General features: G+C 54.8%; 21 protein-coding genes, 1 other RNA gene and 1 pseudogene. 17 read left to right on the top strand and 6 right to left on the bottom strand.

Annotated elements, in window-relative coordinates:
• The first annotated feature begins 115 nt into the window (after window positions 1-115).
• The 6 genes from clpX to EKN38_RS16900 all read left to right on the top strand — a co-directional run bounded on the left by clpX (window position 116) and on the right by EKN38_RS16900 (window position 7520).
• Complete coding sequence (gene clpX / locus EKN38_RS16925; protein ID WP_014830877.1) at window positions 116-1390, top strand: ATP-dependent protease ATP-binding subunit ClpX; 1275 nt, start codon at window positions 116-118, stop codon at window positions 1388-1390.
• A gap of 184 nt (window positions 1391-1574) precedes the next feature.
• Window positions 1575-3929, top strand: a complete 2355-nt coding sequence (gene lon / locus EKN38_RS16920; protein ID WP_013095859.1) for an endopeptidase La — start codon at window positions 1575-1577, stop codon at window positions 3927-3929.
• 210 nt (window positions 3930-4139) lie between these two features.
• Window positions 4140-4412, top strand: coding sequence for a nucleoid-associated protein HU-beta (hupB, locus tag EKN38_RS16915; protein ID WP_002444653.1), 273 nt, complete (start codon window positions 4140-4142; stop codon window positions 4410-4412).
• Between the two features lie 212 nt (window positions 4413-4624).
• A complete protein-coding gene (gene ppiD, locus EKN38_RS16910; RefSeq protein ID WP_014830878.1) occupies window positions 4625-6496 on the top strand; it encodes a peptidylprolyl isomerase in 1872 nt (623 codons plus the stop codon).
• A gap of 148 nt (window positions 6497-6644) precedes the next feature.
• Window positions 6645-7022 (top strand): helix-hairpin-helix domain-containing protein, encoded by a 378-nt coding sequence (locus EKN38_RS16905; RefSeq protein WP_014830879.1) that lies wholly within the window; start codon window positions 6645-6647, stop codon window positions 7020-7022.
• Between the two features lie 99 nt (window positions 7023-7121).
• On the top strand, window positions 7122-7520 hold the full coding sequence (locus EKN38_RS16900; protein ID WP_014830880.1) for a YbgC/FadM family acyl-CoA thioesterase: 399 nt from the start codon (window positions 7122-7124) through the stop codon (window positions 7518-7520).
• Between the two features lie 63 nt (window positions 7521-7583).
• Here the strand turns inward: EKN38_RS16900 and queC are convergent, their stop codons facing one another.
• The gene (gene queC, locus EKN38_RS16895) at window positions 7584-8279 is read right to left on the bottom strand and encodes a 7-cyano-7-deazaguanine synthase QueC (protein ID WP_013095864.1); all 696 of its coding nucleotides are present in this window, start codon (window positions 8277-8279) and stop codon (window positions 7584-7586) included.
• A gap of 66 nt (window positions 8280-8345) precedes the next feature.
• Window positions 8346-10046, bottom strand: a complete 1701-nt coding sequence (locus EKN38_RS16890) for an SgrR family transcriptional regulator (protein WP_014830881.1) — start codon at window positions 10044-10046, stop codon at window positions 8346-8348.
• Window positions 10047-10147: 101 nt separating this feature from the next.
• Between EKN38_RS16890 and cof the strand changes: the two genes are divergently transcribed.
• Entirely contained in the window at window positions 10148-10966 is an 819-nt protein-coding gene (gene cof, locus EKN38_RS16885; RefSeq protein ID WP_014830882.1) for an HMP-PP phosphatase, read from the top strand.
• Window positions 10967-11006: 40 nt separating this feature from the next.
• On the opposite strand, the gene EKN38_RS16880 is transcribed toward cof, so the two are convergent.
• Window positions 11007-12053 (bottom strand): PLP-dependent cysteine synthase family protein, encoded by a 1047-nt coding sequence (locus EKN38_RS16880; RefSeq protein WP_014830883.1) that lies wholly within the window; start codon window positions 12051-12053, stop codon window positions 11007-11009.
• A 115-nt stretch (window positions 12054-12168) separates the two neighbouring features.
• Here EKN38_RS16880 and EKN38_RS16875 point away from each other — a divergent pair, with 115 nt between their 5' ends.
• The 5 genes from EKN38_RS16875 (at window position 12169) to amtB (ending at window position 18087) form a co-directional block, all read left to right on the top strand.
• Window positions 12169-12627 (top strand): Lrp/AsnC family transcriptional regulator, encoded by a 459-nt coding sequence (locus EKN38_RS16875; protein WP_008503307.1) that lies wholly within the window; start codon window positions 12169-12171, stop codon window positions 12625-12627.
• Between the two features lie 30 nt (window positions 12628-12657).
• Window positions 12658-14430, top strand: coding sequence for a SmdA family multidrug ABC transporter permease/ATP-binding protein (locus EKN38_RS16870; protein WP_014830884.1), 1773 nt, complete (start codon window positions 12658-12660; stop codon window positions 14428-14430).
• The gene (locus EKN38_RS16865; RefSeq protein WP_014830885.1) at window positions 14423-16204 is read left to right on the top strand and encodes a SmdB family multidrug efflux ABC transporter permease/ATP-binding protein; all 1782 of its coding nucleotides are present in this window, start codon (window positions 14423-14425) and stop codon (window positions 16202-16204) included. Before EKN38_RS16870 ends, EKN38_RS16865 begins: the two co-directional genes overlap by 8 nt.
• A gap of 222 nt (window positions 16205-16426) precedes the next feature.
• Window positions 16427-16765 carry a P-II family nitrogen regulator gene (glnK, locus tag EKN38_RS16860; RefSeq protein WP_008503304.1) on the top strand — a complete coding sequence of 113 codons (339 nt, stop codon included), beginning with the start codon at window positions 16427-16429 and terminating at the stop codon, window positions 16763-16765.
• Window positions 16766-16800: 35 nt separating this feature from the next.
• Window positions 16801-18087 carry an ammonium transporter AmtB gene (gene amtB / locus EKN38_RS16855; RefSeq protein WP_014830886.1) on the top strand — a complete coding sequence of 429 codons (1287 nt, stop codon included), beginning with the start codon at window positions 16801-16803 and terminating at the stop codon, window positions 18085-18087.
• 96 nt (window positions 18088-18183) lie between these two features.
• On the opposite strand, the gene tesB is transcribed toward amtB, so the two are convergent.
• Entirely contained in the window at window positions 18184-19044 is an 861-nt protein-coding gene (tesB, locus tag EKN38_RS16850) for an acyl-CoA thioesterase II (protein WP_014830887.1), read from the bottom strand.
• A 203-nt stretch (window positions 19045-19247) separates the two neighbouring features.
• On the opposite strand from tesB, the gene EKN38_RS16845 reads away from it, so the two are divergent.
• Complete coding sequence (locus EKN38_RS16845) at window positions 19248-19775, top strand: YbaY family lipoprotein (RefSeq protein WP_014830888.1); 528 nt, start codon at window positions 19248-19250, stop codon at window positions 19773-19775.
• A 28-nt stretch (window positions 19776-19803) separates the two neighbouring features.
• On the opposite strand, the pseudogene EKN38_RS16840 reads toward EKN38_RS16845, so the two are convergent.
• A pseudogene (locus tag EKN38_RS16840) lies at window positions 19804-20118 on the bottom strand (MGMT family protein); the annotation flags it as partial.
• Window positions 20119-20284: 166 nt separating this feature from the next.
• On the opposite strand from EKN38_RS16840, the gene ffs reads away from it, so the two are divergent.
• From ffs to EKN38_RS16825, 3 genes are all read left to right on the top strand, one after another.
• Window positions 20285-20381: signal recognition particle sRNA small type (gene ffs / locus EKN38_RS16835), an RNA gene on the top strand.
• Window positions 20382-20646: 265 nt separating this feature from the next.
• Window positions 20647-20898, top strand: a complete 252-nt coding sequence (locus EKN38_RS16830) for a hypothetical protein (RefSeq protein ID WP_014830890.1) — start codon at window positions 20647-20649, stop codon at window positions 20896-20898.
• Window positions 20895-21110, top strand: coding sequence for a hypothetical protein (locus tag EKN38_RS16825; protein WP_013095877.1), 216 nt, complete (start codon window positions 20895-20897; stop codon window positions 21108-21110). The genes EKN38_RS16830 and EKN38_RS16825 overlap by 4 nt, the downstream gene beginning before the upstream one ends.
• 81 nt (window positions 21111-21191) lie before the next feature.
• Here the strand turns inward: EKN38_RS16825 and EKN38_RS16820 are convergent, their stop codons facing one another.
• Window positions 21192-22613 carry a PLP-dependent aminotransferase family protein gene (locus EKN38_RS16820; RefSeq protein ID WP_043951576.1) on the bottom strand — a complete coding sequence of 474 codons (1422 nt, stop codon included), beginning with the start codon at window positions 22611-22613 and terminating at the stop codon, window positions 21192-21194.
• An 86-nt stretch (window positions 22614-22699) separates the two neighbouring features.
• Here EKN38_RS16820 and EKN38_RS16815 point away from each other — a divergent pair, with 86 nt between their 5' ends.
• Complete coding sequence (locus EKN38_RS16815; RefSeq protein WP_014830892.1) at window positions 22700-23311, top strand: YczE/YyaS/YitT family protein; 612 nt, start codon at window positions 22700-22702, stop codon at window positions 23309-23311.
• Window positions 23312-23318: the final 7 nt, after the last annotated feature.

Raw genomic sequence — 23318 nt, 5'->3', positions numbered from 1 at the left:
GAGTGTGCCGCTATACTAAGGTAAAGCGGCACTCTGCTTGAGAGCAGCTTGCGTCTGAGAATGGCATTTGCGTCGTCATGTGCGGCACAAAGAACTTAAAAAGAGGTTTGGACTCATGACAGATAAACGCAAAGATGGTTCGGGCAAACTGCTGTACTGCTCTTTTTGCGGCAAAAGCCAGCATGAAGTGCGTAAACTGATTGCCGGGCCGTCCGTGTATATCTGCGACGAATGTGTTGATTTATGTAATGACATCATTCGCGAAGAGATTAAAGAAGTAGCCCCTCACCGTGAGCGTAGCGCGCTGCCGACACCGCATGAAATTCGTCATCACCTTGACGACTATGTCATCGGTCAGGAGCAGGCGAAGAAAGTGCTGGCGGTGGCGGTGTATAACCACTACAAACGCCTGCGTAACGGTGATACCAGCAATGGCGTGGAACTGGGTAAAAGTAACATTCTGCTGATCGGCCCAACCGGTTCCGGTAAAACGCTGCTGGCTGAAACGCTCGCACGCCTGCTGGATGTGCCGTTCACCATGGCGGATGCCACCACCCTGACCGAAGCCGGTTATGTGGGTGAAGATGTGGAAAACATCATCCAGAAACTGCTGCAGAAGTGCGATTACGACGTACAGAAAGCCCAGCGCGGGATCGTCTATATCGATGAGATCGACAAGATCTCCCGTAAATCAGACAACCCGTCTATCACCCGTGACGTATCAGGTGAAGGTGTACAGCAGGCATTACTGAAGCTGATCGAAGGGACCGTTGCCGCAGTACCGCCGCAGGGTGGCCGTAAACATCCGCAGCAGGAGTTCCTGCAGGTTGATACCTCCAAGATCCTGTTCATCTGTGGTGGTGCTTTCGCCGGTCTGGATAAAGTTATTTCCCACCGTGTTGAAACCGGCTCCGGCATTGGTTTTGGCGCAACGGTGAAAGCGAAATCAGAGAAAGCGAACGAAGGCGAACTGCTGTCCCAGGTTGAACCAGAAGATCTGATTAAATTTGGTCTGATCCCTGAATTCATTGGTCGTCTGCCGGTTGTCGCCACGCTGAATGAGCTGAGTGAAGAAGCGCTGATCCAGATCCTGAAAGAGCCGAAAAACGCGCTGACCAAGCAGTATCAGGCACTGTTCAATCTGGAAGGCGTAGAGCTGGAATTCCGCGATGAAGCGCTGGATGCGATTGCGAAGAAAGCGATGATCCGTAAAACCGGTGCACGTGGTCTGCGTTCCATCGTTGAAGCGGCGCTGCTTGATACCATGTACGACCTGCCTTCTATGGAAGATGTCGAAAAAGTGGTTATCGACGAATCCGTTATCGGCGGTCAGACCAAGCCACTGCTGATTTACGGTAAACCGGAAGCACAGCAGGCATCTGGCGAATAATTCACCAAATCATACAAGCAGTTAATCAAAAAGGGGGGATTTTATCTCCCCTTTACTTTTTCCGTATTCATGGCGTTGAATGTGTGGGAAACATCCCCATATACTGGATTACATGTTAATGGTTGTGTGAAGCACAGTTACATGACCAGTTTACCTGGCGGACACTAAACTAAGAGAGAGCTCTATGAATCCTGAGCGTTCTGAACGCATTGAAATCCCCGTATTGCCGTTGCGCGATGTGGTGGTTTATCCGCACATGGTCATACCCTTATTTGTAGGGCGGGAAAAATCTATCCGTTGCCTCGAAGCCGCCATGGATCATGATAAAAAAATCATGTTGGTTGCGCAGAAGGAAGCTTCAACGGATGAGCCGGGTGTAAACGATCTTTTCACCGTCGGGACCGTGGCCTCTATTTTGCAGATGCTGAAGCTGCCTGACGGCACCGTTAAGGTGCTGGTAGAAGGTCTGCAGCGTGCGCGTATTACCACCCTGTCAGACAATGGCGAACACTTCTCTGCCAAGGCAGAGTACCTTGATTCGCCTCAGCTTGATGAGCGCGAGCAGGAAGTGCTGGTGCGCACCGCGATTAGCCAGTTTGAAGGCTATATCAAGCTGAACAAGAAAATCCCACCAGAAGTGCTGACGTCGCTGAACAGCATCGACGATCCTGCGCGTCTGGCTGACACCATCGCAGCGCATATGCCGCTGAAGCTGGCTGACAAACAGTCCGTGCTGGAGATGTCCGACGTTAACGAACGTCTGGAATACCTGATGGCGATGATGGAGTCTGAAATCGATCTGCTGCAGGTTGAGAAGCGTATTCGCAACCGCGTGAAAAAGCAGATGGAAAAATCACAGCGTGAGTACTATCTGAATGAGCAAATGAAAGCCATTCAGAAAGAGCTCGGCGAGATGGACGACGCGCCGGACGAAAACGAAGCGCTGAAGCGTAAGATCGACGCGGCAAAAATGCCGAAAGAGGCCAAAGAGAAAGCGGAAGCTGAACTGCAGAAGCTGAAAATGATGTCTCCGATGTCGGCTGAAGCGACAGTGGTGCGTGGCTACATCGAGTGGATGGTTCAGGTGCCGTGGAACGCCCGCAGCAAGGTCAAAAAAGACCTGCGTCAGGCGCAGGAGATCCTGGATACCGACCACTACGGCCTGGAGCGTGTTAAAGACCGCATCCTTGAGTACCTCGCAGTACAAAGCCGTGTAAACAAACTGAAAGGCCCAATCCTCTGTCTGGTTGGACCGCCAGGGGTAGGTAAAACCTCTCTGGGTCAGTCAATTGCGAAAGCGACCGGACGTAAATATATCCGTATGGCGCTGGGTGGCGTACGCGACGAAGCGGAAATCCGCGGTCACCGTCGTACCTACATCGGTTCTATGCCGGGTAAATTGATCCAGAAGATGGCGAAAGTGGGGGTTAAAAACCCATTGTTCCTGCTCGATGAGATCGACAAAATGTCGTCGGACATGCGTGGCGATCCGGCCTCGGCTTTGCTGGAAGTGCTTGATCCAGAACAGAACGTGGCGTTCAGCGATCACTATCTGGAAGTGGACTACGATCTGAGCGATGTGATGTTCGTGGCGACCTCCAACTCCATGAACATTCCGGCTCCGCTGCTGGATCGTATGGAGGTGATCCGTCTGTCTGGTTATACCGAAGACGAGAAGCTGAACATTGCGAAACAGCATTTGCTGCCGAAACAGATTGAGCGTAATGCACTGAAAGCCAACGAGCTGACCGTAGAGGACAGCGCGATCATCGGCATCATTCGCTACTACACGCGTGAAGCGGGTGTGCGTAGTCTTGAGCGTGAAATCTCGAAACTGTGCCGTAAAGCGGTGAAACAGCTGCTGCTGGATAAGAGCCTGAAACACATCACCATTAACGGCGATAACCTGCATGCCTATCTGGGCGTTCAGCGTTTCGACTATGGTCGTGCGGACAACGAAAACCGCGTGGGTCAGGTCACCGGTCTGGCATGGACGGAAGTGGGCGGCGATCTGCTGACCATCGAAACCGCCTGTGTGCCAGGGAAAGGTAAACTGACTTATACCGGTTCTCTGGGCGAAGTCATGCAGGAGTCCATCCAGGCGGCCTTGACCGTGGTACGCGCGCGTGCGGAGAAACTGGGCATTAACCCGGATTTCTACGAAAAACGCGACATCCACGTTCACGTCCCGGAAGGGGCAACGCCGAAAGATGGCCCAAGCGCAGGTATCGCGATGTGTACCGCGCTGGTCTCCTGTCTGACGGGCAACCCGGTCCGCGCTGATGTGGCAATGACCGGTGAAATCACCCTGCGCGGTCAGGTTCTGCCAATCGGTGGTTTAAAAGAAAAACTGCTGGCGGCACATCGTGGTGGGATCAAAACCGTATTGATTCCTTACGAGAACAAACGCGATCTGGAAGAGATTCCGGACAACGTGATTGCCGATCTGCAGATCCATCCTGTTAAGCGAATTGAGGAAGTTCTTACTCTCGCATTGCAGAATGAACCGTCCGGAATGCAGGTTGTAACCGCAAAATAGTGACCTCGCGCAAAGAGCGTCAATAAAAACAAGGCTGGTAAGTCATTTCGCACTTGCCAGCCTTTTTTTGTATAGCTAATTTAGATTGCTGATTAGGTCAGCCATCAACAACGGGTGTTGTAAGGTCATGGCAGGCCTGATATAACTGCTGCGCGGTCGCGTTGTGAAGGATTCAGGCGCGATATAAATTATAAAGAGAGGAAGAGAACAGTGAATAAATCTCAACTGATTGACAAAATTGCTGCTGGTGCTGATATTTCTAAAGCTGCAGCTGGACGTGCGTTAGATGCATTAATTGCTTCTGTTACTGAATCTCTGCAGGCTGGGGACGACGTTGCACTGGTAGGCTTCGGTACTTTTGCTGTTAAAGAGCGTGCTGCCCGTACTGGCCGCAACCCTCAGACCGGTAAAGAGATCACCATTGCTGCCGCTAAAGTGCCGGGTTTCCGTGCAGGTAAAGCGCTGAAAGACGCAGTAAACTGATTGCTTTCCCGTTTCAGGGAAGCCGAAAAGTACAAGGGCGCATCATTTGATGTGCCTTTTTTGTTTGTCCAGACCTGATTTGTGCGAGTTTATGCGAGTTGTGGGCTGACAATCGCCCCGTTTTCTTGTCACAATACGTCTTTACGCGCGACGGTCAGGATTTTCCGTTAGCGTCAGGTAACCAGTCACCTACAGCGGAGTGTTGTTACACCATGATGGACAGCTTACGCACGGCTGCTAACAGTCTCGTGCTCAAGATTATTTTCGGTATCATTATCGTGTCGTTCATATTGACCGGCGTGAGCAGTTACCTTATCGGCGGTGGCGCGAACTATGCCGCAAAAGTGAATGGCCAGGAAATCAGCCGTGGGCAGTTCGAGAATGCGTTTGCCGGTGAACGTAACCGTATGCAGCAACAGCTGGGCGACCAGTTCTCTGAACTGGCAGCGAACGAAGGATACATGAAAACCCTGCGCCAACAGACACTGAACCGCCTTATTGACGAAGCGCTCCTGGATCAATATGCCAAAAAACTGGGTCTGGGTATCAGCGATGAGCAGGTTAAAAAAGCTATCTTCTCAACTCAGGCATTCCAGTCTAACGGCAAATTCGACAACGCCCGCTATAACAGCATTGTGAATCAGATGGGCATGACGGCCGATCAATACGCTCAGGCGCTGCGTAACCAGCTGACGACGCAACAGCTGATCAATGCGGTGGTTGGCACTGATTTTATGCTCAAAGGTGAAACTGACGAACTGGCAGCCCTGGTGGCGCAGCAGCGTGTCGTGCGCCAGGCGACCATCGATGTGAATGCGCTCGCGGCGAAGCAGCAGGTGAGTGATGCAGAGATTAACGCGTACTACGAGCAGAACAAAAATAGCTTTGTTGCACCTGAACAGTTCCGCGTGAGCTACATCAAGCTGGATGCTGCTGCGTTGCAGGAAACCGCCACTGATGCGGAAATCCAGTCTTACTACGATCAGCATCAGGATCAGTTCACTCAGCCTCAGCGTAACCGCTACAGCGTGATTCAGACCAAAACAGAAGCCGATGCCAAAGCCGTTCTGGATGAGCTGAATAAAGGCGCAGATTTCGCGACCGTTGCGAAAGCAAAATCCACCGACATCATCTCTGCGAAAAATGGCGGTGATATGGGCTGGCTGGAAGCGGCGACTACACCGGATGAGCTGAAAAATGCTGGTCTGAAAGACAAAGGCCAGCTGTCGGGTGTGATTAAATCATCCGTTGGTTTCCTGGTTGCGCGTCTGGATGATATCGAACCCGCTAAAACCAAGCCTCTGGCTGAAGTGCGTGATGATATCGCCGCCAAAGTGAAACAGGAAAAAGCGCTGGATGCTTACTATGCTCTGCAGCAGAAAGTGAGCGATGCAGCGAGCAACGACAATGAATCTCTGGCGGGTGCAGAGCAGGCCGCAGGCTTGAAAGCGGTTGAGACCGGCTGGTTTGGTCGCGACAACCTGCCGGAAGAGCTGAACTTCAAACCGGTTTCGGATGCCATCTTCAACGGTGGTCTGGTGGGCGAGAACGGTACGCCGGGCAGCAACTCCGATATCATTACCGTTGACGGTGACCGTGCGTTTGTTCTGCGCGTGAGCGAGCACAAGCCTGAAGCGGTAAAACCGCTGGCGGAAGTGAAAGATCAGGTTGTTGCGCAGGTTAAACATAACAAAGCGGAACAGCAGGCAAAACTGGATGCTGAGAAGATCCTGGCTGACCTGAAAGCCGGTAAAGAAGACGCCCTGAAAGCAGCGGGTCTGAGCTTCGGTGACGCGAAAACGCTGAGCCGCACCGGTCAGGACCCAATCAGCCAGGCTGTGTTTGGTCTGAGCCTGCCTGCGAAGGACAAGCCAAGCTTCGGCACGACAACCGACATGCAGGGTAACGTCGTTCTGCTGGCGCTGGACGAAGTGAAAGCCGGCACCATGCCAGAAGAGCAGAAGAAAGCGATGGTTCAGGGTATCACCCAGAACAATGCCCAGATTGCTTTCGAAGCGATGATGAGCAACCTGCGTAAAGAAGCCAAAATCAAGCTGGGCGATGTGATGACTCAGCAGCAGTAATTACGTATCTGCTCGCAGATTTTCGTAACGCTCTGCAAAACCTGAAGGCCGCTTTCGCGGCCTTTTCCATTTCTGCAATCTCATGTTTGAGCCTGTTTTTGCTGACGGCTATCGTGATGTGGCTGTCAACAAACAAGGAGATAACAGCATGAAATGTGGAATCAAAGCACTGTTAATTACACTGGCTATTGCCACCGCCGGGATGAGCGCAGGCGCACTGGCGGCCCCCGCAGCAAAAACGCAGTCTGTACAGAGCAAAACTGACCCCACTGCACAGGCTCCCGCCCAAACTAAAGCCGCTGAACCTGGCAAAAGCACAGAGGACGACGGTACACGCGTTAGCATCAATACGGCCTCGGCTGAAGATCTCGCCCGGGTGATGAACGGCGTAGGGCTCAAAAAAGCCCAGGCTATCGTAAGCTACCGTGAAGAGTACGGCCCGTTTAAAACGGTTGACGATCTCAGGCAGGTTCCGGGGATGGGCAGTTCACTGGTTGAGCGCAACCTCTCACACCTGACGTTGTAATCTCAGTTTTACTTGCACAGCCGCAAAAGTTTGCCAGGATAAAGAGGTCATACCAGTCTTGACCTCTTATCCTATAACAACAGTAAAGGCTATTGCGCTATGCAGACAAAAATCAAAGTACGCGGTTTCCATCTTGATGTTTACCAGCACGTGAATAACGCCCGCTATCTCGAATTTCTTGAAGAGGCGCGCTGGGATGGGCTGGAAAACAGCGAAAGCTTTCAATGGCTGACTGCGCACAACATCGCGTTCGTGGTCGTCAATATTAATATCAACTACCGTCGCCCGGCCGTGCTTGGAGATGTCCTTACCGTTACCAGCCAGGTTCAACAGCTAAACGGGAAGAGTGGTGTACTCAGTCAGGTCGTGACGCTGGATCCTGAAGGGCAGGTGGTGGCTGATGCGCTGATCACCTTCGTTTGTATCGATCTGAAAACGCAGAAGGCACTACCGCTGGAAGGGGAGTTGCGGGAAAAGCTGGAGTTGATGATCGTGTAGGGAGCATTTATCTGAATGCCTGTGCTGTCGACTTTATCAGTGCGACAGCACAGTGAAGTAACCTTATTTCAGCCCGGTTTTTTTCTGCATCGCGGCCATCACACCGGCTTTATCTGCCAGGTAGTGATTCAAGCCATTGGCACGCAGGTTACAGGCGGCGCACTGGCCACATCCGTCGCCTTTAATGCCGTTGTAGCAGGTCAGGGTTTCGCTGCGAACCAGATCCAGTTTGCCCCAGTAGTCCGCCAGCGCCCAGGTTTCCGCTTTATCAAGCCACATTAGCGGCGTTTCAAAGCGCGTCTCCTTGGCCATCCCCAGGTTTACCGCGTGATTTAGCGCTTTCACAAACTCGTCGCGGCAGTCCGGATAACCGGAGAAGTCGGTTTCGCAAACGCCGGTGATCACCGCTTCGGCTTGCACCTGGTAGGCGTAGATGGCCGTCAGGGTCAGAAAAAGAATATTACGGCCCGGCACAAAGGTATTGGGAATACCGCTGGCGTCAGGTTTGTAGTCAGGAACAGGAATGCTGTCGCGGGTGAGGCTACTGACGGCCAGTTCGTTTAACAGCGTGACGTCCAGCACCTTATGCGCGCGCGCGCCCAGTTTCAGCGCCAGTTCGCGGGCTACGTCGATTTCTGCGCGATGACGCTGACCATAATCGAAAGTCACACAATGAACTTCATCGTACTGATGAAGGGCCTGAACCAGGCAGGTAGTGGAATCTTGTCCTCCGCTGAACACGACGACGGCACGTTTCATAAATCATCTCGACAGTTACGGTAAAAACATTATGTTACCGTCTGACTTCGGCGGCGACCAGCTTCTTCACGACCTGGGTGCCGGAAGCCAGGCTTCAGTGAAATCAAACCAGCCACGGGTATTCAGTCGTATTCCGTTTACCCCCGGCGGCGCGCTGATTTGATACTGGTAATTAAACAGTGGCGTCAGTACCGCCTCTTCCATCAGCCGGGTGAAGATGGCCCTCAGGCCAGCGTGTCTTGCCTGTTCATCGGCCTGAGTCTGTACGGCATCCAGCGTGGCCTGCAGATGAGCAAAGTGCGGCGCGCTCAGCAGATGCGGCCAGAGGGGATCGCACCTAAGCCACTGTTCAAGCGTGTACTCCGGCGCTTCGCCAATCAGTCTGTCTCCCATCATCATGTCCGCATCGGCAAGCTGCTGACACCCATCCCACGTTTTAGCATCGTAAAAGATAACGGTGAGTTCACACCCTTGCTGCGCAAGGTACTGTTTTAACTGGTTTGCCATGGTGTGTAACTCAACGGGCAAATGGTAAACGAGGGTCAACGTTTCCGGTAAAGGAACATGGGTTAAATCTGGCCACTGGGGAATACGCAGGCCTGGAAGCAGCTCTTCTGTCGGTGTAATCAACCCCTCGTTCAGCGGGAGCGTATGCAGCAGCGTTGAGAGATGGATGATATTGATTAGCCGTCGTGCCTGCATTTTACTCATCCGCTCGCTCTGTTTCAGCGTGAGGTAACAGAACCCCAGGCTGGTGCTGTTACTCACCAGCCTCAGGCTCTCCAGTTCATCAGGCTCGCCAATGGCGATCTGCACTGGATGACGACAGCTGGTCCCCAGCCCGTAATCAAAGAGCGTCGGGGTGATCCAGTATTCAATCGCCTTGATCAGCGGGTGGCTAAGATGGTACTGCTCATGGCTTTCCAGACGCACCAGATCGGGATCAAACACGCTCAGCCTGAAGGGGCCACTGCCCGTCACAGGCAGGTCAGGATGGGCCAGACGGCTGCAGTAGGTCGCCAGACGATGCGGCAGCCAGTAGTCTGGCTGATGCAGGGTAAACGTCAGGCACTGTGGGTGAGTGACCTCAATGTCTGACACGCTCTGGAACAGTTTGCGCAGAGCAGGCAGCGTCAGCAGGGCTTTCAGGCTCCGCTGCAGCTGTGCCGTCTCAATTTTGTCGCCGTTATGCCAGTGCAGGGTGGAGCGGATGTAAAAATGCCAGCGCAGGCCGCCATCCGACACCTCCCAGTGGTGGGCAAGATCGCCCGTTGGTTCGCTGCTGTTGCCGTTAAAGCGCGTCAGCCCGGAGAAAACCTGGCCTGCCAGGTGCTGCTCCGCCCGGCCGGGTAAAAAGCCAGGCTGCAGCGCATCCAGCGAGCGATAATAGGGAATGCGCAGCGTCGGCGTATCGTTTTGCCACTGTCCGCCCAAAAAGGGATGCAGCAACTCCCGCAACTCTTCCGGCGCAAGCTGGGCCAGCTCCAGCGCGTTATGCTGCTGCCCCTGCTTCAGCGCCTCTTCCATCATCGCATTACGCAGCGATTCCGGGGTGACATGAAACGTGAGCTCGCCGCGCTTGCCGCGACCGGACTGCGCATGCCAGCGTAACCAGCCAGCCTCCTGCGCCTGACGCAGCAGGGTGCGCACATGCCGCTCGCTGCAAAAACAGCGGCTGGCGAGCTCCGCAATGGTGACCTGCTGCGGTGCACCTTCGGAGGGCTGCCACAGGCGTTGATACTGTTTGAGGCGGTTGAGCTGTCGCATAAAAAACCCGGAACAATAATTGTCATCTATTCACTATTACTTCCGTATATCTCACGCAATACTGATGCACAAGTTAACCGCATCACATTTCGGGAGTAATCATGGCTCGGCTCGCAGCATTTGATATGGACGGTACGTTGTTAATGCCGGATCACCGTTTAGGGGAGAAAACCCTGAACACCCTGAAGCGTCTGCGCGAGCGCGATGTGACCCTGACGTTTGCCACTGGCCGCCATGTGCTGGAGATGCGTCATTTGCTGGGGGCATTCTCCCTGGATGCATTTCTGATCACCGGTAACGGGACACGTATTCATTCGGTCGAAGGGGAGGTTCTGCACCGTCAGGATCTCAACCCGGAAGTGGCGGATATTGTGTTGCATAGTACCTGGGATACCCAGGCCAGCGTTCATGTCTTTAACGATAACGGCTGGTTTACCGGGCGCGAGATCCCTCAGCTTCTCCATGCGCATGTCTACAGTGGTTTTCGCTATCAGCTGATCGATTTGCGCCGTATCCCTGCCCATGCGGTGACCAAGATCTGTTTCTGCGGCGATCATGACGATCTCCGTCGCCTGCGTATTCAGTTGAATGAGGCGTTAGGCGACCGGGCACATCTGACCTTTTCGGCGGTGGATTGTCTGGAAGTGCTGCCGGTGGGGTGTAACAAAGGTTCTGCCCTGGCGGTCCTGAGCGACCACCTGGGCTTAACGCTGCAGGAGTGCATGGCGTTTGGTGACGCCATGAACGACCGCGAGATGCTGGGCAGCGTCGGGCGCGGTTTGATCATGGGGAATGCAATGCCCCAGCTGATTTCAGCGCTTCCTCATCTGCCGGTTATCGGGCACTGCCGAAATGAAGCGGTGTCCCATTTTTTAACACATTGGCTGGACAACAACACCCTCCCATATTCCCCCGAATAGTGAGACCCTTCCAGCAAGCCAGACTTCGGTCTGGCTTTTTTTATTTCACCAGCTGTGCAATTTGCGCTTTCCACGGCGCAATATCACCGATGTTTGCCTGCACCCATTCCGCGTTGTAATAGGTCTCCAGGTAGCGCTCTCCGCTGTCGCACAGCAGCGTGACGATGGAGCCCGTGCGGCCCTCTTCACGCATGCGTGCCGCCAGCTGCAGCGCGCCCCACATATTGGTCCCGGTCGAGGCACCCACTTTGCGGCCCAACTGCGTCTCCAGCCAGTGCGCCGTTGCGACGCTTGCGGCATCCGGCACGCGAAGCATTTCATCCACCACATCAGGAATGAACGACGGCTCAACGCGCGGGCGGCCAATTCCTTCAATTTTACTGCCCACCGGACTGCGCAGATTGGCATCGCGGCGTTGCCAGTAGTCGAGGAAAACCGAGTTTTGCGGATCAACCACCATCAGTTGCGTATCGTAGCCCTGACAGCGGATATAGCGGCCAATGGTGGCCGAAGTACCGCCCGTACCGGCGCTCATGACGATGTATGACGGAACCGGATGAGGCTCATGAGTCATCTGGCGGAAAATACTGTCGGCAATGTTGTTGTTGCCACGCCAGTCGGTTGCACGCTCGGCGAAGGTGAACTGGTCCATATAGTGGCCGTTCAGCTCACGGGCCAGCATTTCCGAGGCGGCGTAAATTTCGCAGGCACTTTCCACAAAGTGGCAGCGTCCGCCATAAAATTCGATCTGTTCGATTTTGCGTTTCGCGGTGCAGGAGGGCATGACGGCGATAAACGGCAGACCGAGCAGGCGGGCGAAATAGGCTTCGGATACGGCGGTTGAACCGGATGAGGATTCAATGATGGTCGTACCTTCCTTAATCCAGCCGTTGCATAACCCGTACAGGAACAGAGACCGCGCCAGCCGATGCTTCAGGCTGCCTGTAGGATGGGTGCTTTCATCTTTCAGATACAGCTGAATACCCGCAAATCCTGGCAGGGTGAGGCGGATTAAATGGGTGTCGGCCGAGCGCTGGTAGTCGGCATTGATTTCGCTGATGGCATGTTTAACCCAGTTGCTATTCATCGTAATTATCCGTTTGTCATTTTGTGCCCAGCATAGCGAAAAGCACAGAAAAAATTGTTGCTATCTGGCCTTTAAAATAGAATGAAGGGAGAAAAATTTTCTCTGTGAGGTGGGTATGCTAGATAAAATTGACCGCAAGCTGCTTTCATTGCTGCAAAGTGACTGCACCCTCTCTTTGCAGGCACTGGCAGATGCCGTTAATCTGACCACCACACCGTGCTGGAAGCGCCTCAAGAAGCTGGAAGATGACGGTATTCTGCTGGGGCGTGTCGCGTTATTAGATCCCGAAAAACTGGGGCTGGGCCTGACGGCTTTTGTCCTGATAAAAACGCAGCACCACAGCAGCGAATGGTATTGCCGCTTCGTGACCCAGGTGTCAGAGATGCCGGAGGTCCTCGGCTTCTGGCGTATGGCCGGGGAGTACGATTATCTGATGCGTGTCCAGGTGGCAGACATGAAGCGCTATGATGATTTCTACAAGCGGCTGGTGAACAGCGTACCGGGGTTGTCGGACGTTACCTCAAGCTTTGCCATGGAACAGATTAAATACACCACAGCATTACCCATTGAATAACTTCGTAAAATACCTTCAGGAACAAACCGCGTGCGATTATTTGCCCAACTAAGCTGGTACTTTCGTCGGGAGTGGCAGCGCTACCTCGGCGCAGTTCTCCTGCTTATCATCATTGCCATCTTGCAGCTGATCCCGCCGAAAGTGGTGGGATACGTCGTGGATGGCGTCACGGAACAGCATTACACCACCGCACGGGTGTTGATGTGGGTCGGCACGCTGGTGTTGACGGCCGTCATTGTCTATCTGCTGCGCTATGTCTGGCGCGTGCTGCTGTTTGGCGCGTCCTATCAGCTGGCCGTTGAATTACGCGAGGATTTTTACCGTCAGCTGAGCCGCCAGCATCCAGAATTTTACCTGCGCCATCGCACCGGGGATCTTATCGCCCGCGCCACCAACGATGTCGATCGCGTGGTGTTCGCCGCCGGGGAAGGGGTATTAACGCTGGTGGATTCGCTGGTGATGGGCTGTGCGGTCCTGATTGTGATGTCGACTCAGATCAGCTGGCAGCTCACCCTGCTGGCATTGCTGCCGATGCCGCTGATGGCGCTGGCGATCAACCGCTATGGCGAACAGCTGCACGAGCGCTTCAAGCTGGCGCAGGCGGCGTTTTCGTCGCTGAACGATCGCACGCAGGAGAGTATGACCAGTATCCGCATGATCAAAGCCTTTGGTCTGGAGGATCGGCAATCAGCTCTGTTTGCGGCCGATGCTGCAGACACTGGCGCAAAAAACATGCGCGTTGCGCGTATCGATGCGCGCTTTGACCCGACGATCTATATCGCTATTGGCATGGCTAATCTGCTGGCGATTGGCGGCGGGAGCTGGATGGTTGTACAAGGCACATTGACCCTGGGGCAGTTGACCAGTTTTGCGATGTACCTGGGGCTGATGATTTGGCCGATGCTGGCGCTGGCCTGGATGTTTAACATCGTGGAGCGCGGCAGTGCCGCCTACAGCCGTATTCGCGCCATGCTGTCTGAAGCGCCAGTGGTCAACGACGGTACCGAGCCGGTACCGGAAGGACGGGGTGTGATGAACGTCGATATCCGTACGTTTATTTATCCGCAGACAGAACACCCGGTGCTTGAAAACGTCAGCTTTACGCTGCAACCGGGTCAAATGCTGGGGATCTGTGGCCCGACCGGATCCGGTAAAAGCACTGTCCTTTCGCTGCTCCAGCGTCACTTTGATGTTACGCAGGGGGATATTCGTTTCCACGATCTTCCCCTGACGACCCTGCAACTGGATGACTGGCGTCGCCGTCTGGCGGTGGTCAGCCAGACGCCGTTCCTCTTTTCCGACACCGTGGCGAACAACATAGCCCTTGGCTGTCCGTCGGCCACGCAGGAAGAGATTGAGCACGTGGCGCGCTTAGCCAGCGTCCATGACGATATTTTGCGTCTGCCGCAGGGTTATGAAACCGAGGTGGGTGAACGTGGCGTGATGCTGTCCGGCGGGCAAAAACAGCGAATTTCCATTGCCCGTGCGCTACTGCTGAATGCCGAAATCCTGATTCTGGATGATGCGCTTTCTGCCGTGGATGGCCGTACCGAACACCAGATCCTGCATAACCTGCGCCAGTGGGGCGAGGGGCGGACCGTGATCATCAGTGCCCACCGTTTGTCGGCGCTGACGGAAGCCAGTGAAATTCTGGTGTTGCAGCACGGGCACATTGCCCAGCGTGGGCAGCATGACCAGCTTGCGGAGCAACCGGGCTGGTATCGCGATATGTATCGCTATCAGCAGCTTGAAGCGGCACTCGACGATGCTCCGGAACAGGAAGAGGAGGACGCTAATGCGTAAATCAAAAACGCAGTGGCCGACGCTAAAACGCCTGCTGGCCTACGGTTCGCCATGGCGAAAACCCCTTGCCCTTGCCGTCGTGTTGCTGTGGATTGCGGCGATTGCGGAAGTGAGTGGTCCGCTGCTGATCAGTTATTTCATCGACAATATGGTCGCGAAAAGCTATTTGCCGCTGGGACTGGTTGCGGGGTTAGGCGTGGCTTATGTGGGGCTACAGCTGGCGGCGGCCGGGCTGCACTATGCGCAGTCGCTGCTCTTTAACCGGGCGGCGGTGGGCGTGGTGCAGAAGTTGCGTACCGATGTTATGGATGCCGCACTGCGCCAGCCGCTGAGCGAATTTGATATCCAGCCGGTCGGGCAGGTGATTTCGCGGGTGACCAACGATACCGAGGTGATCCGCGATCTGTACGTGACCGTCGTGGCGACCGTATTGCGCAGTGCCGCGCTGATTGGCGCCATGCTGGTGGCAATGTTCAGTCTCGACTGGCGCATGGCGCTGGTGGCGATCACGATTTTCCCGGCGGTGCTGATTGTGATGGTTATCTATCAGCGCTACAGCACGCCCATTGTGCGTCGGGTGCGGACCTACCTGGCCGATATAAACGATGGCTTCAACGAAGTGATCAACGGCATGAGCGTCATCCAGCAGTTCCGTCAGCAGGCTCGCTTTGGCGAACGCATGGGCGAAGCCAGCCGTTCGCACTATATGGCGCGTATGCAGACGTTGCGCCTTGACGGTTTCCTGCTGCGTCCGCTGCTGAGTCTTTTCTCGGCGCTGGTGCTTTGCGGCCTGTTGATGCTCTTTGGCCTCAGTGCAGGCGGTACGATTGAGGTGGGGGTTCTGTATGCTTTCATTAGCTATCTGGGACGCCTGAACGAGCCGTTGATTGAGCTCACGACCCAGCAGTCCATGTTGCAGCAGGCAGTAGTTGCCGGAGAACGCGTCTTTGAGCTGATGGACAGACCGCGTCAGACCTATGGCGAGGATACTACGCCTCTGCAAAGCGGGGCGATCACGTTTGACCATGTCTCGTTTGCCTACCGGGAAGACAGGCTGGTGTTGCAGGACATCACTCTTGATGTGCCGTCGCGCGGTTTTGTGGCGCTGGTGGGTCATACCGGCAGCGGCAAGAGCACGCTCGCAAGCCTGTTGATGGGGTACTACCCGTTAACGAAAGGTGAGATTCGCCTGGACGGACGTCCGCTGGCGTCGCTCAGCCACAGCGTATTGCGTAAAGGCGTGGCGATGGTGCAGCAAGATCCGGTTGTGCTGGCCGATACGTTTTACGCCAACGTGACGCTGGGACGGGACTATACCCAGGAGCAGGTGTGGGCGGTGCTGGAAAAAGTGCAGCTGGCGGAACTGGCCCGCGGTTTTAGCGACGGAATCAACACCCGGCTGGGTGAGCAGGGGAATAACCTCTCTGTTGGACAAAAACAGCTCCTGGCGCTGGCGCGTGTGCTGATTGAAACGCCACAGGTGCTAATTCTGGATGAAGCGACGGCCAGCATCGACTCCGGTACCGAACAGGCGATCCAGCAGGCGCTGGCTGCCGTGCGTGACCACACGACGCTGGTGGTTATCGCGCACCGTCTTTCAACGATTGTCGACGCAGATACCATTCTGGTGCTGCATCGCGGGCAGGCCGTTGAACGCGGTACGCACCGGGCGCTACTGGAAGCGAAGGGGCGCTACTGGCAGATGTATCAGCTGCAGTTGGCGGGGGAAGAGCTGGCGGCCAGCGTCCGTGAGGAAGAGTCGCTTAGCGCCTGATGCACCAAAAACAGGCAACGTGCTAACAGTCACCACTGTTGGTGCAAAACCGAAACGCGCCATGCACTGCCATGGTGCGTTTTTTTTCACCTGTCGATTATTCATGGTCTTTTAACGCGCATTGCGCCGCTTTTCTCTTCCGTTTTCATTTCTGGCACATCCCTTGCAATGTCTCCTGCGTGTTAGCTGCGGCCATTACCGAATTCTGACTGGAGGGGATCTATGAAGCTGGTTACGGTGGTAATCAAACCATTCAAACTCGAAGACGTGCGTGAAGCGTTGTCTTCAATGGGTATTCAGGGACTGACTGTCACCGAAGTGAAAGGCTTCGGTCGTCAGAAGGGTCATGCCGAGCTTTATCGCGGGGCGGAATACAGCGTTAACTTCCTGCCAAAAGTAAAAATTGATGTCGCGATTGCTGACGACCAGCTCGATGAAGTCATCGACGTGATCAGCAAAGCGGCCTACACCGGCAAAATTGGCGACGGCAAAATTTTCGTTGCCGAACTGCAGCGCGTCATTCGCATCCGTACCGGCGAATCTGACGAAGCGGCACTGTAAGTAACTCCTGGCACACAGTGATAGGGATCGAGAAAATGAAGATAGCAACAATCAAAACGGGTCTGGGTTCGCTGGCACTGCTGCCGGGCCTGGCAATGGCTGCTCCTGCGGTGGCAGACAAAGCCGACAACGCCTTTATGATGATCAGCACCGCGCTGGTGCTGTTCATGTCTATTCCGGGCATTGCGCTGTTTTACGGCGGTCTGATCCGTGGCAAAAACGTTCTCTCCATGCTGACGCAAGTTGCCGTGACGTTCGCGCTGGTTTGCGTGCTGTGGGTGGTCTACGGCTACTCTCTGGCCTTCGGTGAAGGTAACGCCTTCTTCGGCAACTTCAACTGGGCGATGTTGAAAAACATTGAACTGACCGCGGTAATGGGCAGTTTCTATCAGTACATCCACGTCGCGTTCCAGGGGTCGTTCGCCTGTATCACCGTGGGGCTGATTGTCGGGGCGCTGGCTGAGCGTATTCGCTTCTCCGCGGTCCTGATCTTCGTGGTGGTCTGGCTGACGCTCTCCTATGTGCCGATTGCTCACATGGTCTGGGGTGGCGGTCTGCTGGCGTCGCATGGCGCGCTGGATTTCGCGGGCGGTACTGTTGTCCACATCAACGCCGCGGTGGCGGGTCTGGTAGGGGCATACCTGATTGGTAAACGCGTGGGCTTCGGTAAAGAAGCGTTCAAACCACACAACCTGCCGATGGTCTTTACCGGTACGGCGATCCTCTATTTTGGCTGGTTCGGCTTCAACGCCGGTTCTGCAAGCGCCGCTAACGAAATCGCCGCACTGGCCTTCGTGAACACGGTTGTGGCCACGGCGGGTGCGATCCTCTCCTGGGTGTTCGGTGAGTGGGCAGTTCGCGGTAAACCTTCCCTGCTGGGCGCATGCTCTGGTGCGATTGCAGGTCTGGTCGGTATCACGCCTGCATGTGGTTACGTCGGTGTCGGTGGTGCGCTGCTTGTTGGCCTGGTGTCAGGTCTGGCCGGTCTGTGGGGTGTGACGGCGCTGAAACGTCTTCTGCGTGTGGATGACCCGTGTGATGTGTTTGGTGTGCACGGCGTGTGCGGTATTGTCGGTTGTATCATGACCGGTATCTTCGCCGCCAAATCGCTGGGTGGCGTGGGTTACGCAGAAGGTGTCACCATGGTTCACCAGGTGCTGGTGCAGCTGGAAAGTATCGCCATCACCGTCGTCTGGTCTGCTGTGGTGGCCTTCGTTGGCTATAAACTGGCGGATATGACAGTGGGTCTGCGTGTACCGGAAGAACAGGAACGCGAAGGTCTCGACGTCAACAGCCACGGCGAGAATGCGTATAACGCATAATAAACAGCAAAACGGCAATCCCTGATTGCCGTTTTTAGTGTTTATTCCCTCTCCCCGTGGGAGAGGGCCAGGGTGAGGGCCATCAGGCCGCAAACATCACCCGCGATTACGCATCACCCCTTCCTGCACCGTAGAGGCGACCAGCACGCCATCCTGGGTATAAAACTCCCCGCGTACAAATCCGCGTGCGCTTGACGCCGAAGTACTCTCCACGCTGTAGAGCAGCCAGTCGTTCATATTGAATGGACGATGGAACCACATCGAGTGATCGATCGTTGCAACCTGCATCCCTTTTTCAAGGAATCCGACGCCGTGCGGCTGCAGTGCAACTGGCAGGAAGTTGAAATCTGATGCGTAGCCCAGCAGATACTGATGAACGCGGAAATCTTCTGGTACGGTGCCATTAGCACGGATCCAGACCTGACGTTTTGGCTCGGCAGTATGGCCTTTCATCGGGTTATGGAATTCAACCGGGCGGATCTCAAGCGGTTTATCACAGAGGAACTTTTCTTTGACCTGCGGTGGCAGCAAGTGGGCCAGCGCGCGGGCGATATCGGTCTCCGATTTGAGTTCGTCCGGCGACGGGGCCGCAGGCATCGCTTTCTGGTGCTCATAACCCGGTTCCGGTGCCTGGAAAGAGGCGGTCATGTAAAAGATGGGCTTGCCATTCTGAATGGCCGCCACGCGGCGCGCGCTAAAACTGTTGCCGTCACGCAGTACTTCCACATCGTACACAATGGGTTTTGCGCTATCGCCAGGACGCAGAAAATAGCTGTGAAAGGAGTGCACCAGACGGTCTGCCGGGACGGTCTCCTTGGCAGCGTACAGTGCCTGTCCGACGACCTGCCCGCCGAAGACCTGACGCAAGCCCAAATCTTCGCTCTGTCCGCGAAAGAGTCCTTCCTCAATTTTTTCCAGATTCAGTAATGTCAGCAGATTGTTCAGTGCCTGACTCATAGTTGTCCTCAATAAACGCCGTGGCGAAAGATAGGCAGAGTATAACGCAGAAATGAAAGTGGTCCGACGGGTAGAATTATCTGAATATCGGGGCGAATTTAGGCATTAATCAGTGATCTGTGCCACACTTGAATACGATATGTGTTTGAAACGACATCGGATGGGATCGATCCCGCTGGTGCATTGATGATAAGGAGACTTCAATGAAACTCGTGCCCATGCTAAGTGGTGTAGCTATTGCGGTGGCGTTGTCCGCCTGTGCAGGTAAGAGCGCCCAGGTGCCGGTGCCAGCAGCAGATCCAAACGGGATTAATACACTTTCACAACAATCCATTCAGCAACCTAACGTTTCCGGTACTATCTGGATCAAACAGCGAGTCGCTTTACCACCGGATGCGGTATTAACGGTCACGCTGTCTGATGCTTCTCTGGCCGACGCGCCGTCGAAAGTGGTGGCCCAGCGTGCTGTGCGTACCGAAGGTAAGCAGGCACCGTTTAGCTTCGTGCTGCCGTATAACCCGGCAGACGTACAGCCTAACGCCCGTATCCTTCTGAGCGCCGCGGTAACCATCAACGGTAAGCTGGTGTTTATTACCGATACGGTCCAGGAAGCCATCAACAACGGTGGGACGAAAATCGACCTGAACCTGGTGCCGGTGCAGCAAACCGAAGTACCTGTTGCACCACAGACGAACCAACCGTCTGTACCAACACCGCCGACGCAGCTGTAATGATTTCCCTTCTCCTTCGGGAGAGGGGTCAGTACACCCAGCGATATTTCTGCAAATCGATCTGTCCTGACCCGGACACCTGAATCCCTTCCGAAAGTAATGCCTGACGCTGGCGCTGCAAATCCGGCCCGGTCAGCGAGATGGCGCCATGACGATTCACAACCCTATGCCAGGGCAATGTACTTCCTTCAGGGAGTCGTTTTAGCACGCCACCCACCTGACGCGCCGCACGGGGGGAACCGGCAAGACGCGCGACGTCACCATAGGTTGTCACGTAGCCTTCCGGAATGGAGGCCACAATTTGCCACACTCGTTGTGGAAAGGCGTCGTGTTCGTCCATCAGTACACCTGTGGGGATGAGTGAAATGCCATGTTAAACGAAGATCGCCCCGATTGCTGCGCCTGTTTGCGCAAGAAACCACCATCCAGTTGCTGGCGGCTTGCAATTGACCGTTAGCACAGGGATAATGCGCCAGCGCGTTGGGTAACAACGCTCTCAATGGGGGCTCTGTTGGTTCTCCCGCAACGCTACTCTGTTCACCAGGTCAGGTCCGGAAGGAAGCAGCCAGGGCAGACGACGTGTGTGCCGGGATGTAGCTGGCAGGGCCCCCACCCATTTGTGCCTCCGGCAACATGCCTCCCGTTTTTACGCCTCCCTGCATGACTATCCCACAGAATTAAAAGGGTTTTAATTTGTGATGTAATATATATTTCATTTCGATGAAATATTACTGTCATAAACCTGTAATAATAGACTGTCATTTTATTTCTGGGCGTCTTTTTTCTGTCATAAGTCAAAAATATATATCTGGATTACATTGTTAACATCGTGTATTAAATAAAGCACTTATTCCGAAGGGAAGTGACAATTATGGCTACTGCGGTATTAAATGTTAAGATTGATGAAGCGCTAAAAGAAAGACTTCGCCACTATGCGGAAGTGAATAACGAGAACTTAAGCGTGACCACAGAGAAATTGCTGCTGCTGGCGTTTGAAGCAGCAGAAGAGGCGGGAGTATCGGAAGAGGATATTGATAATCAGCATACGGAAGAAGAGAGTGTTTCTCCTTTTACTCCTAAAGAAATCAAAGCTCTACGTAAACTTCTGAAGAAGAGAAAATGAAACAACAACTGTCAACCGCCAGTGACTACAAAGAGGCCTGCGATCTGTTGCGTTCGGGCTACGTGAAGCATGTACGTCTTGGCTGGAATGTAGGAAGTGATGAGTTCTTTCGTATTGCGTCTGACTGGTGTGATACCGGCGCGAAAATAAAGAAAGACGGTGAAAGCTTCGTTATTTCATTGAAAGGTTTCCCCATTCCTCCTCAGCACTGATTCGTGACTGGTGAAAACTGCTGACTGCCTGTATGACAGTCAGCAGTTTTTATTTTATGATCCACTTCAAATTTTTTAATATCAAACCAGGCTGCGTTTTATCGATGGCGCTGTTTTATTTAATGCAAGCCACAACGGTTTGATTCTCAGTAGCGCCTGCTCAAGCTCTGCCGGCTCAAGCGAGAAGGGCATACGTAGATAGCGGTCAAACGCCCCCGATAAACCAAACCGCGTGCCGGTTCCCAGATTAATCCCCAACATCTCTGCACGTGCGGCAAGCTGCGTCGCCTGCATGCCCGGCAGTTCGATCCAGTAGGAAAGCCCACCTTCGGCCTCCTGAAACCGCCACTGCGGGAAATGTTCGCGCAGCAACTCACTGCAGCGGTCGCGTCGCTCTGTCAGCATCTTCCGGCGCGCAGGCAGAAATGTCTCGCTGTTGTTGATAAGCCACAGTGTCGCCAGTTGTTCCAGCAGCGGCGAGCCTAAATCCAGCGTGTCACGCGTCTGGGCAAGCGTAGCAATGGTGCGTGAAGAGGCGCGGATCCAGCCGAGACGCAGCCCGCCCCAGAAGCTTTTTCCGGCCGAACCCAGCGTGATCACCGTTGCCTGCGGGTTAAACGACGCCAGAGGCGGTGGCGGCGGTGCCTCAAACCAGAGATCGACCATCGTTTCGTCGACCACCAGCGTGGTGCGGGTGTTTGCCGCAATGTCGGTTATCGCCTGGCGGGTGGCGATATCCATACACCGACCTGTCGGGTTATGAAAATCCGGCATCAGGTACGCCAGGTGCGGTGCAGTCTGAGCCAGCGTGGCCGCAAAGCCATCCGTGTCCCAGCCGGTTTCCGGTAATGACACGCCCACCGGCCGACACAGCGCCCCCTCAATAGCCGCAATCGCCAGCGGATAGGTAGGGTGATCGACCACCACGCGATCGCCCGGACCAGTCATCATCCGCAATACCAGCGCAAAACCACTGACGGCGCCATTGACCACCATCACTTCGTCAGCCCGGGTCGGCAGCCCGCGCGCGGTATAGCGGGCGGCAATGGCTTCACGCAGAGCCGCCAGACCGAGCTGGTCGTAACCGGTCAGCGCAAGGTGCTGGGTGATTGCGGTGAGCGCCCAGGTGTAAGCCTGGTGGATCTCTGGCCCGGCATTCAGGGCGGCAGTGGAGAGATCCAGCGCCGCACTTGCCGCTGAAAGCGTCGGTACGGCACGGGTATCGGGCAGGATCACCCGTGAACCGCTGCCGTGTCGGCTCTCCAGATACCCTTCCTCTCGCAGATGGGCCAGCGCGCTACTGATGGTCGTCCGGCTTACATCTAACGCCGTGGCCAGTTCGCGTTCACCGGGCAGGCGCGTACTCAACGCCAGCCTGCCGTCGAGGATCAGCAGACGCAAGGCGTCGGCCAACTGTCGCCAGAGTGGGGTTCGGGACGGGGTTTGTTGCCAGTGGCCCAAAAGGCGAACCAGCGACTGACTTCCGAAACGGCGTGATGACATATGCAGTCCACTATTTGAAAACTGGACATTAATCATAGTGCCATTTTCGAACAAGATGAAAGCCTGGTTCACTGGAGAAGCTAAAAATGGTACGTCGTCTGCTGCAACTGTACGTTGGTTTAGGCCTGTATGGGCTTTCAACCGCGATGTTTATTCGTTCGGATCTGGGGGTTGACCCGTGGGATGTGTTTCACCTTGGGGTGGGATTACAGCTGGGGATGACCATCGGTACGGTGATTATTTTGACCGGCGCTGCGGTGCTGCTGCTGTGGATCCCGCTGCTTCAGATGCCAGGGCTGGGAACGCTCAGTAACGTTGTCTGTATTGGCCTGGCGGCAGATGCCTCGATGGCCCTTATCCCCGAGCTGGATCTTCTCCCCATTCGGATTGCTCTGCTGCTTGGGGGCATTGTGTTGAACGCGATAGCAACCGGTATGTATATCGGTGCCGGGTTCGGGGCGGGTCCACGCGATGGACTGATGACCGGCATTCACGCCCGGCTGGGGTGGTCAATCCGCAGCGTTCGGACCTCAATTGAAGTGAGCGTCCTGCTGATTGGCTGCGTTCTTGGCGGAACGTTTGGCGTCGGGACGGTACTGTATGCCCTGACCATCGGCCCGCTTATCCAGCTCTGTTTGCCGTGGTTCCGTCAGAAGCCGCGTACGGAGAATGTTCCTCAGCCAGAGCGGGTTGTTTAATTTTGCG

Source organism: Enterobacter sp. WCHEn045836 (assembly GCF_003965585.1).
Lineage (GTDB): Bacteria > Pseudomonadota > Gammaproteobacteria > Enterobacterales > Enterobacteriaceae > Enterobacter > Enterobacter dissolvens.
The sequence above is the reverse complement of the archived record's forward strand: the minus strand, read 5'-3'. Positions and strand labels throughout refer to the sequence as shown.

Bases quoted from the DNA above. Each gene is read 5' to 3' on its own strand.
- amtB (WP_014830886.1), top strand. From the start codon at position 16,801: ATGAAGATAGCAACAATCAAAACGGGTCTGGGTTCGCTGGCACTGCTG.
- EKN38_RS16815 (WP_014830892.1), top strand. From the start codon at position 22,700: ATGGTACGTCGTCTGCTGCAACTGTACGTTGGTTTAGGCCTGTATGGG.
- lon (WP_013095859.1), top strand. From the start codon at position 1,575: ATGAATCCTGAGCGTTCTGAACGCATTGAAATCCCCGTATTGCCGTTG.
- glnK (WP_008503304.1), top strand. From the start codon at position 16,427: ATGAAGCTGGTTACGGTGGTAATCAAACCATTCAAACTCGAAGACGTG.
- EKN38_RS16875 (WP_008503307.1), top strand. From the start codon at position 12,169: ATGCTAGATAAAATTGACCGCAAGCTGCTTTCATTGCTGCAAAGTGAC.
- ppiD (WP_014830878.1), top strand. From the start codon at position 4,625: ATGATGGACAGCTTACGCACGGCTGCTAACAGTCTCGTGCTCAAGATT.
- EKN38_RS16825 (WP_013095877.1), top strand. From the start codon at position 20,895: ATGAAACAACAACTGTCAACCGCCAGTGACTACAAAGAGGCCTGCGAT.
- clpX (WP_014830877.1), top strand. From the start codon at position 116: ATGACAGATAAACGCAAAGATGGTTCGGGCAAACTGCTGTACTGCTCT.
- EKN38_RS16865 (WP_014830885.1), top strand. From the start codon at position 14,423: ATGCGTAAATCAAAAACGCAGTGGCCGACGCTAAAACGCCTGCTGGCC.
- EKN38_RS16900 (WP_014830880.1), top strand. From the start codon at position 7,122: ATGCAGACAAAAATCAAAGTACGCGGTTTCCATCTTGATGTTTACCAG.
- EKN38_RS16890 (WP_014830881.1), bottom strand. From the start codon at position 10,046: ATGCGACAGCTCAACCGCCTCAAACAGTATCAACGCCTGTGGCAGCCC.
- EKN38_RS16830 (WP_014830890.1), top strand. From the start codon at position 20,647: ATGGCTACTGCGGTATTAAATGTTAAGATTGATGAAGCGCTAAAAGAA.
- EKN38_RS16905 (WP_014830879.1), top strand. From the start codon at position 6,645: ATGAAATGTGGAATCAAAGCACTGTTAATTACACTGGCTATTGCCACC.
- EKN38_RS16880 (WP_014830883.1), bottom strand. From the start codon at position 12,053: ATGAATAGCAACTGGGTTAAACATGCCATCAGCGAAATCAATGCCGAC.
- EKN38_RS16845 (WP_014830888.1), top strand. From the start codon at position 19,248: ATGAAACTCGTGCCCATGCTAAGTGGTGTAGCTATTGCGGTGGCGTTG.
- queC (WP_013095864.1), bottom strand. From the start codon at position 8,279: ATGAAACGTGCCGTCGTCGTGTTCAGCGGAGGACAAGATTCCACTACC.
- tesB (WP_014830887.1), bottom strand. From the start codon at position 19,044: ATGAGTCAGGCACTGAACAATCTGCTGACATTACTGAATCTGGAAAAA.
- cof (WP_014830882.1), top strand. From the start codon at position 10,148: ATGGCTCGGCTCGCAGCATTTGATATGGACGGTACGTTGTTAATGCCG.
- EKN38_RS16820 (WP_043951576.1), bottom strand. From the start codon at position 22,613: ATGTCATCACGCCGTTTCGGAAGTCAGTCGCTGGTTCGCCTTTTGGGC.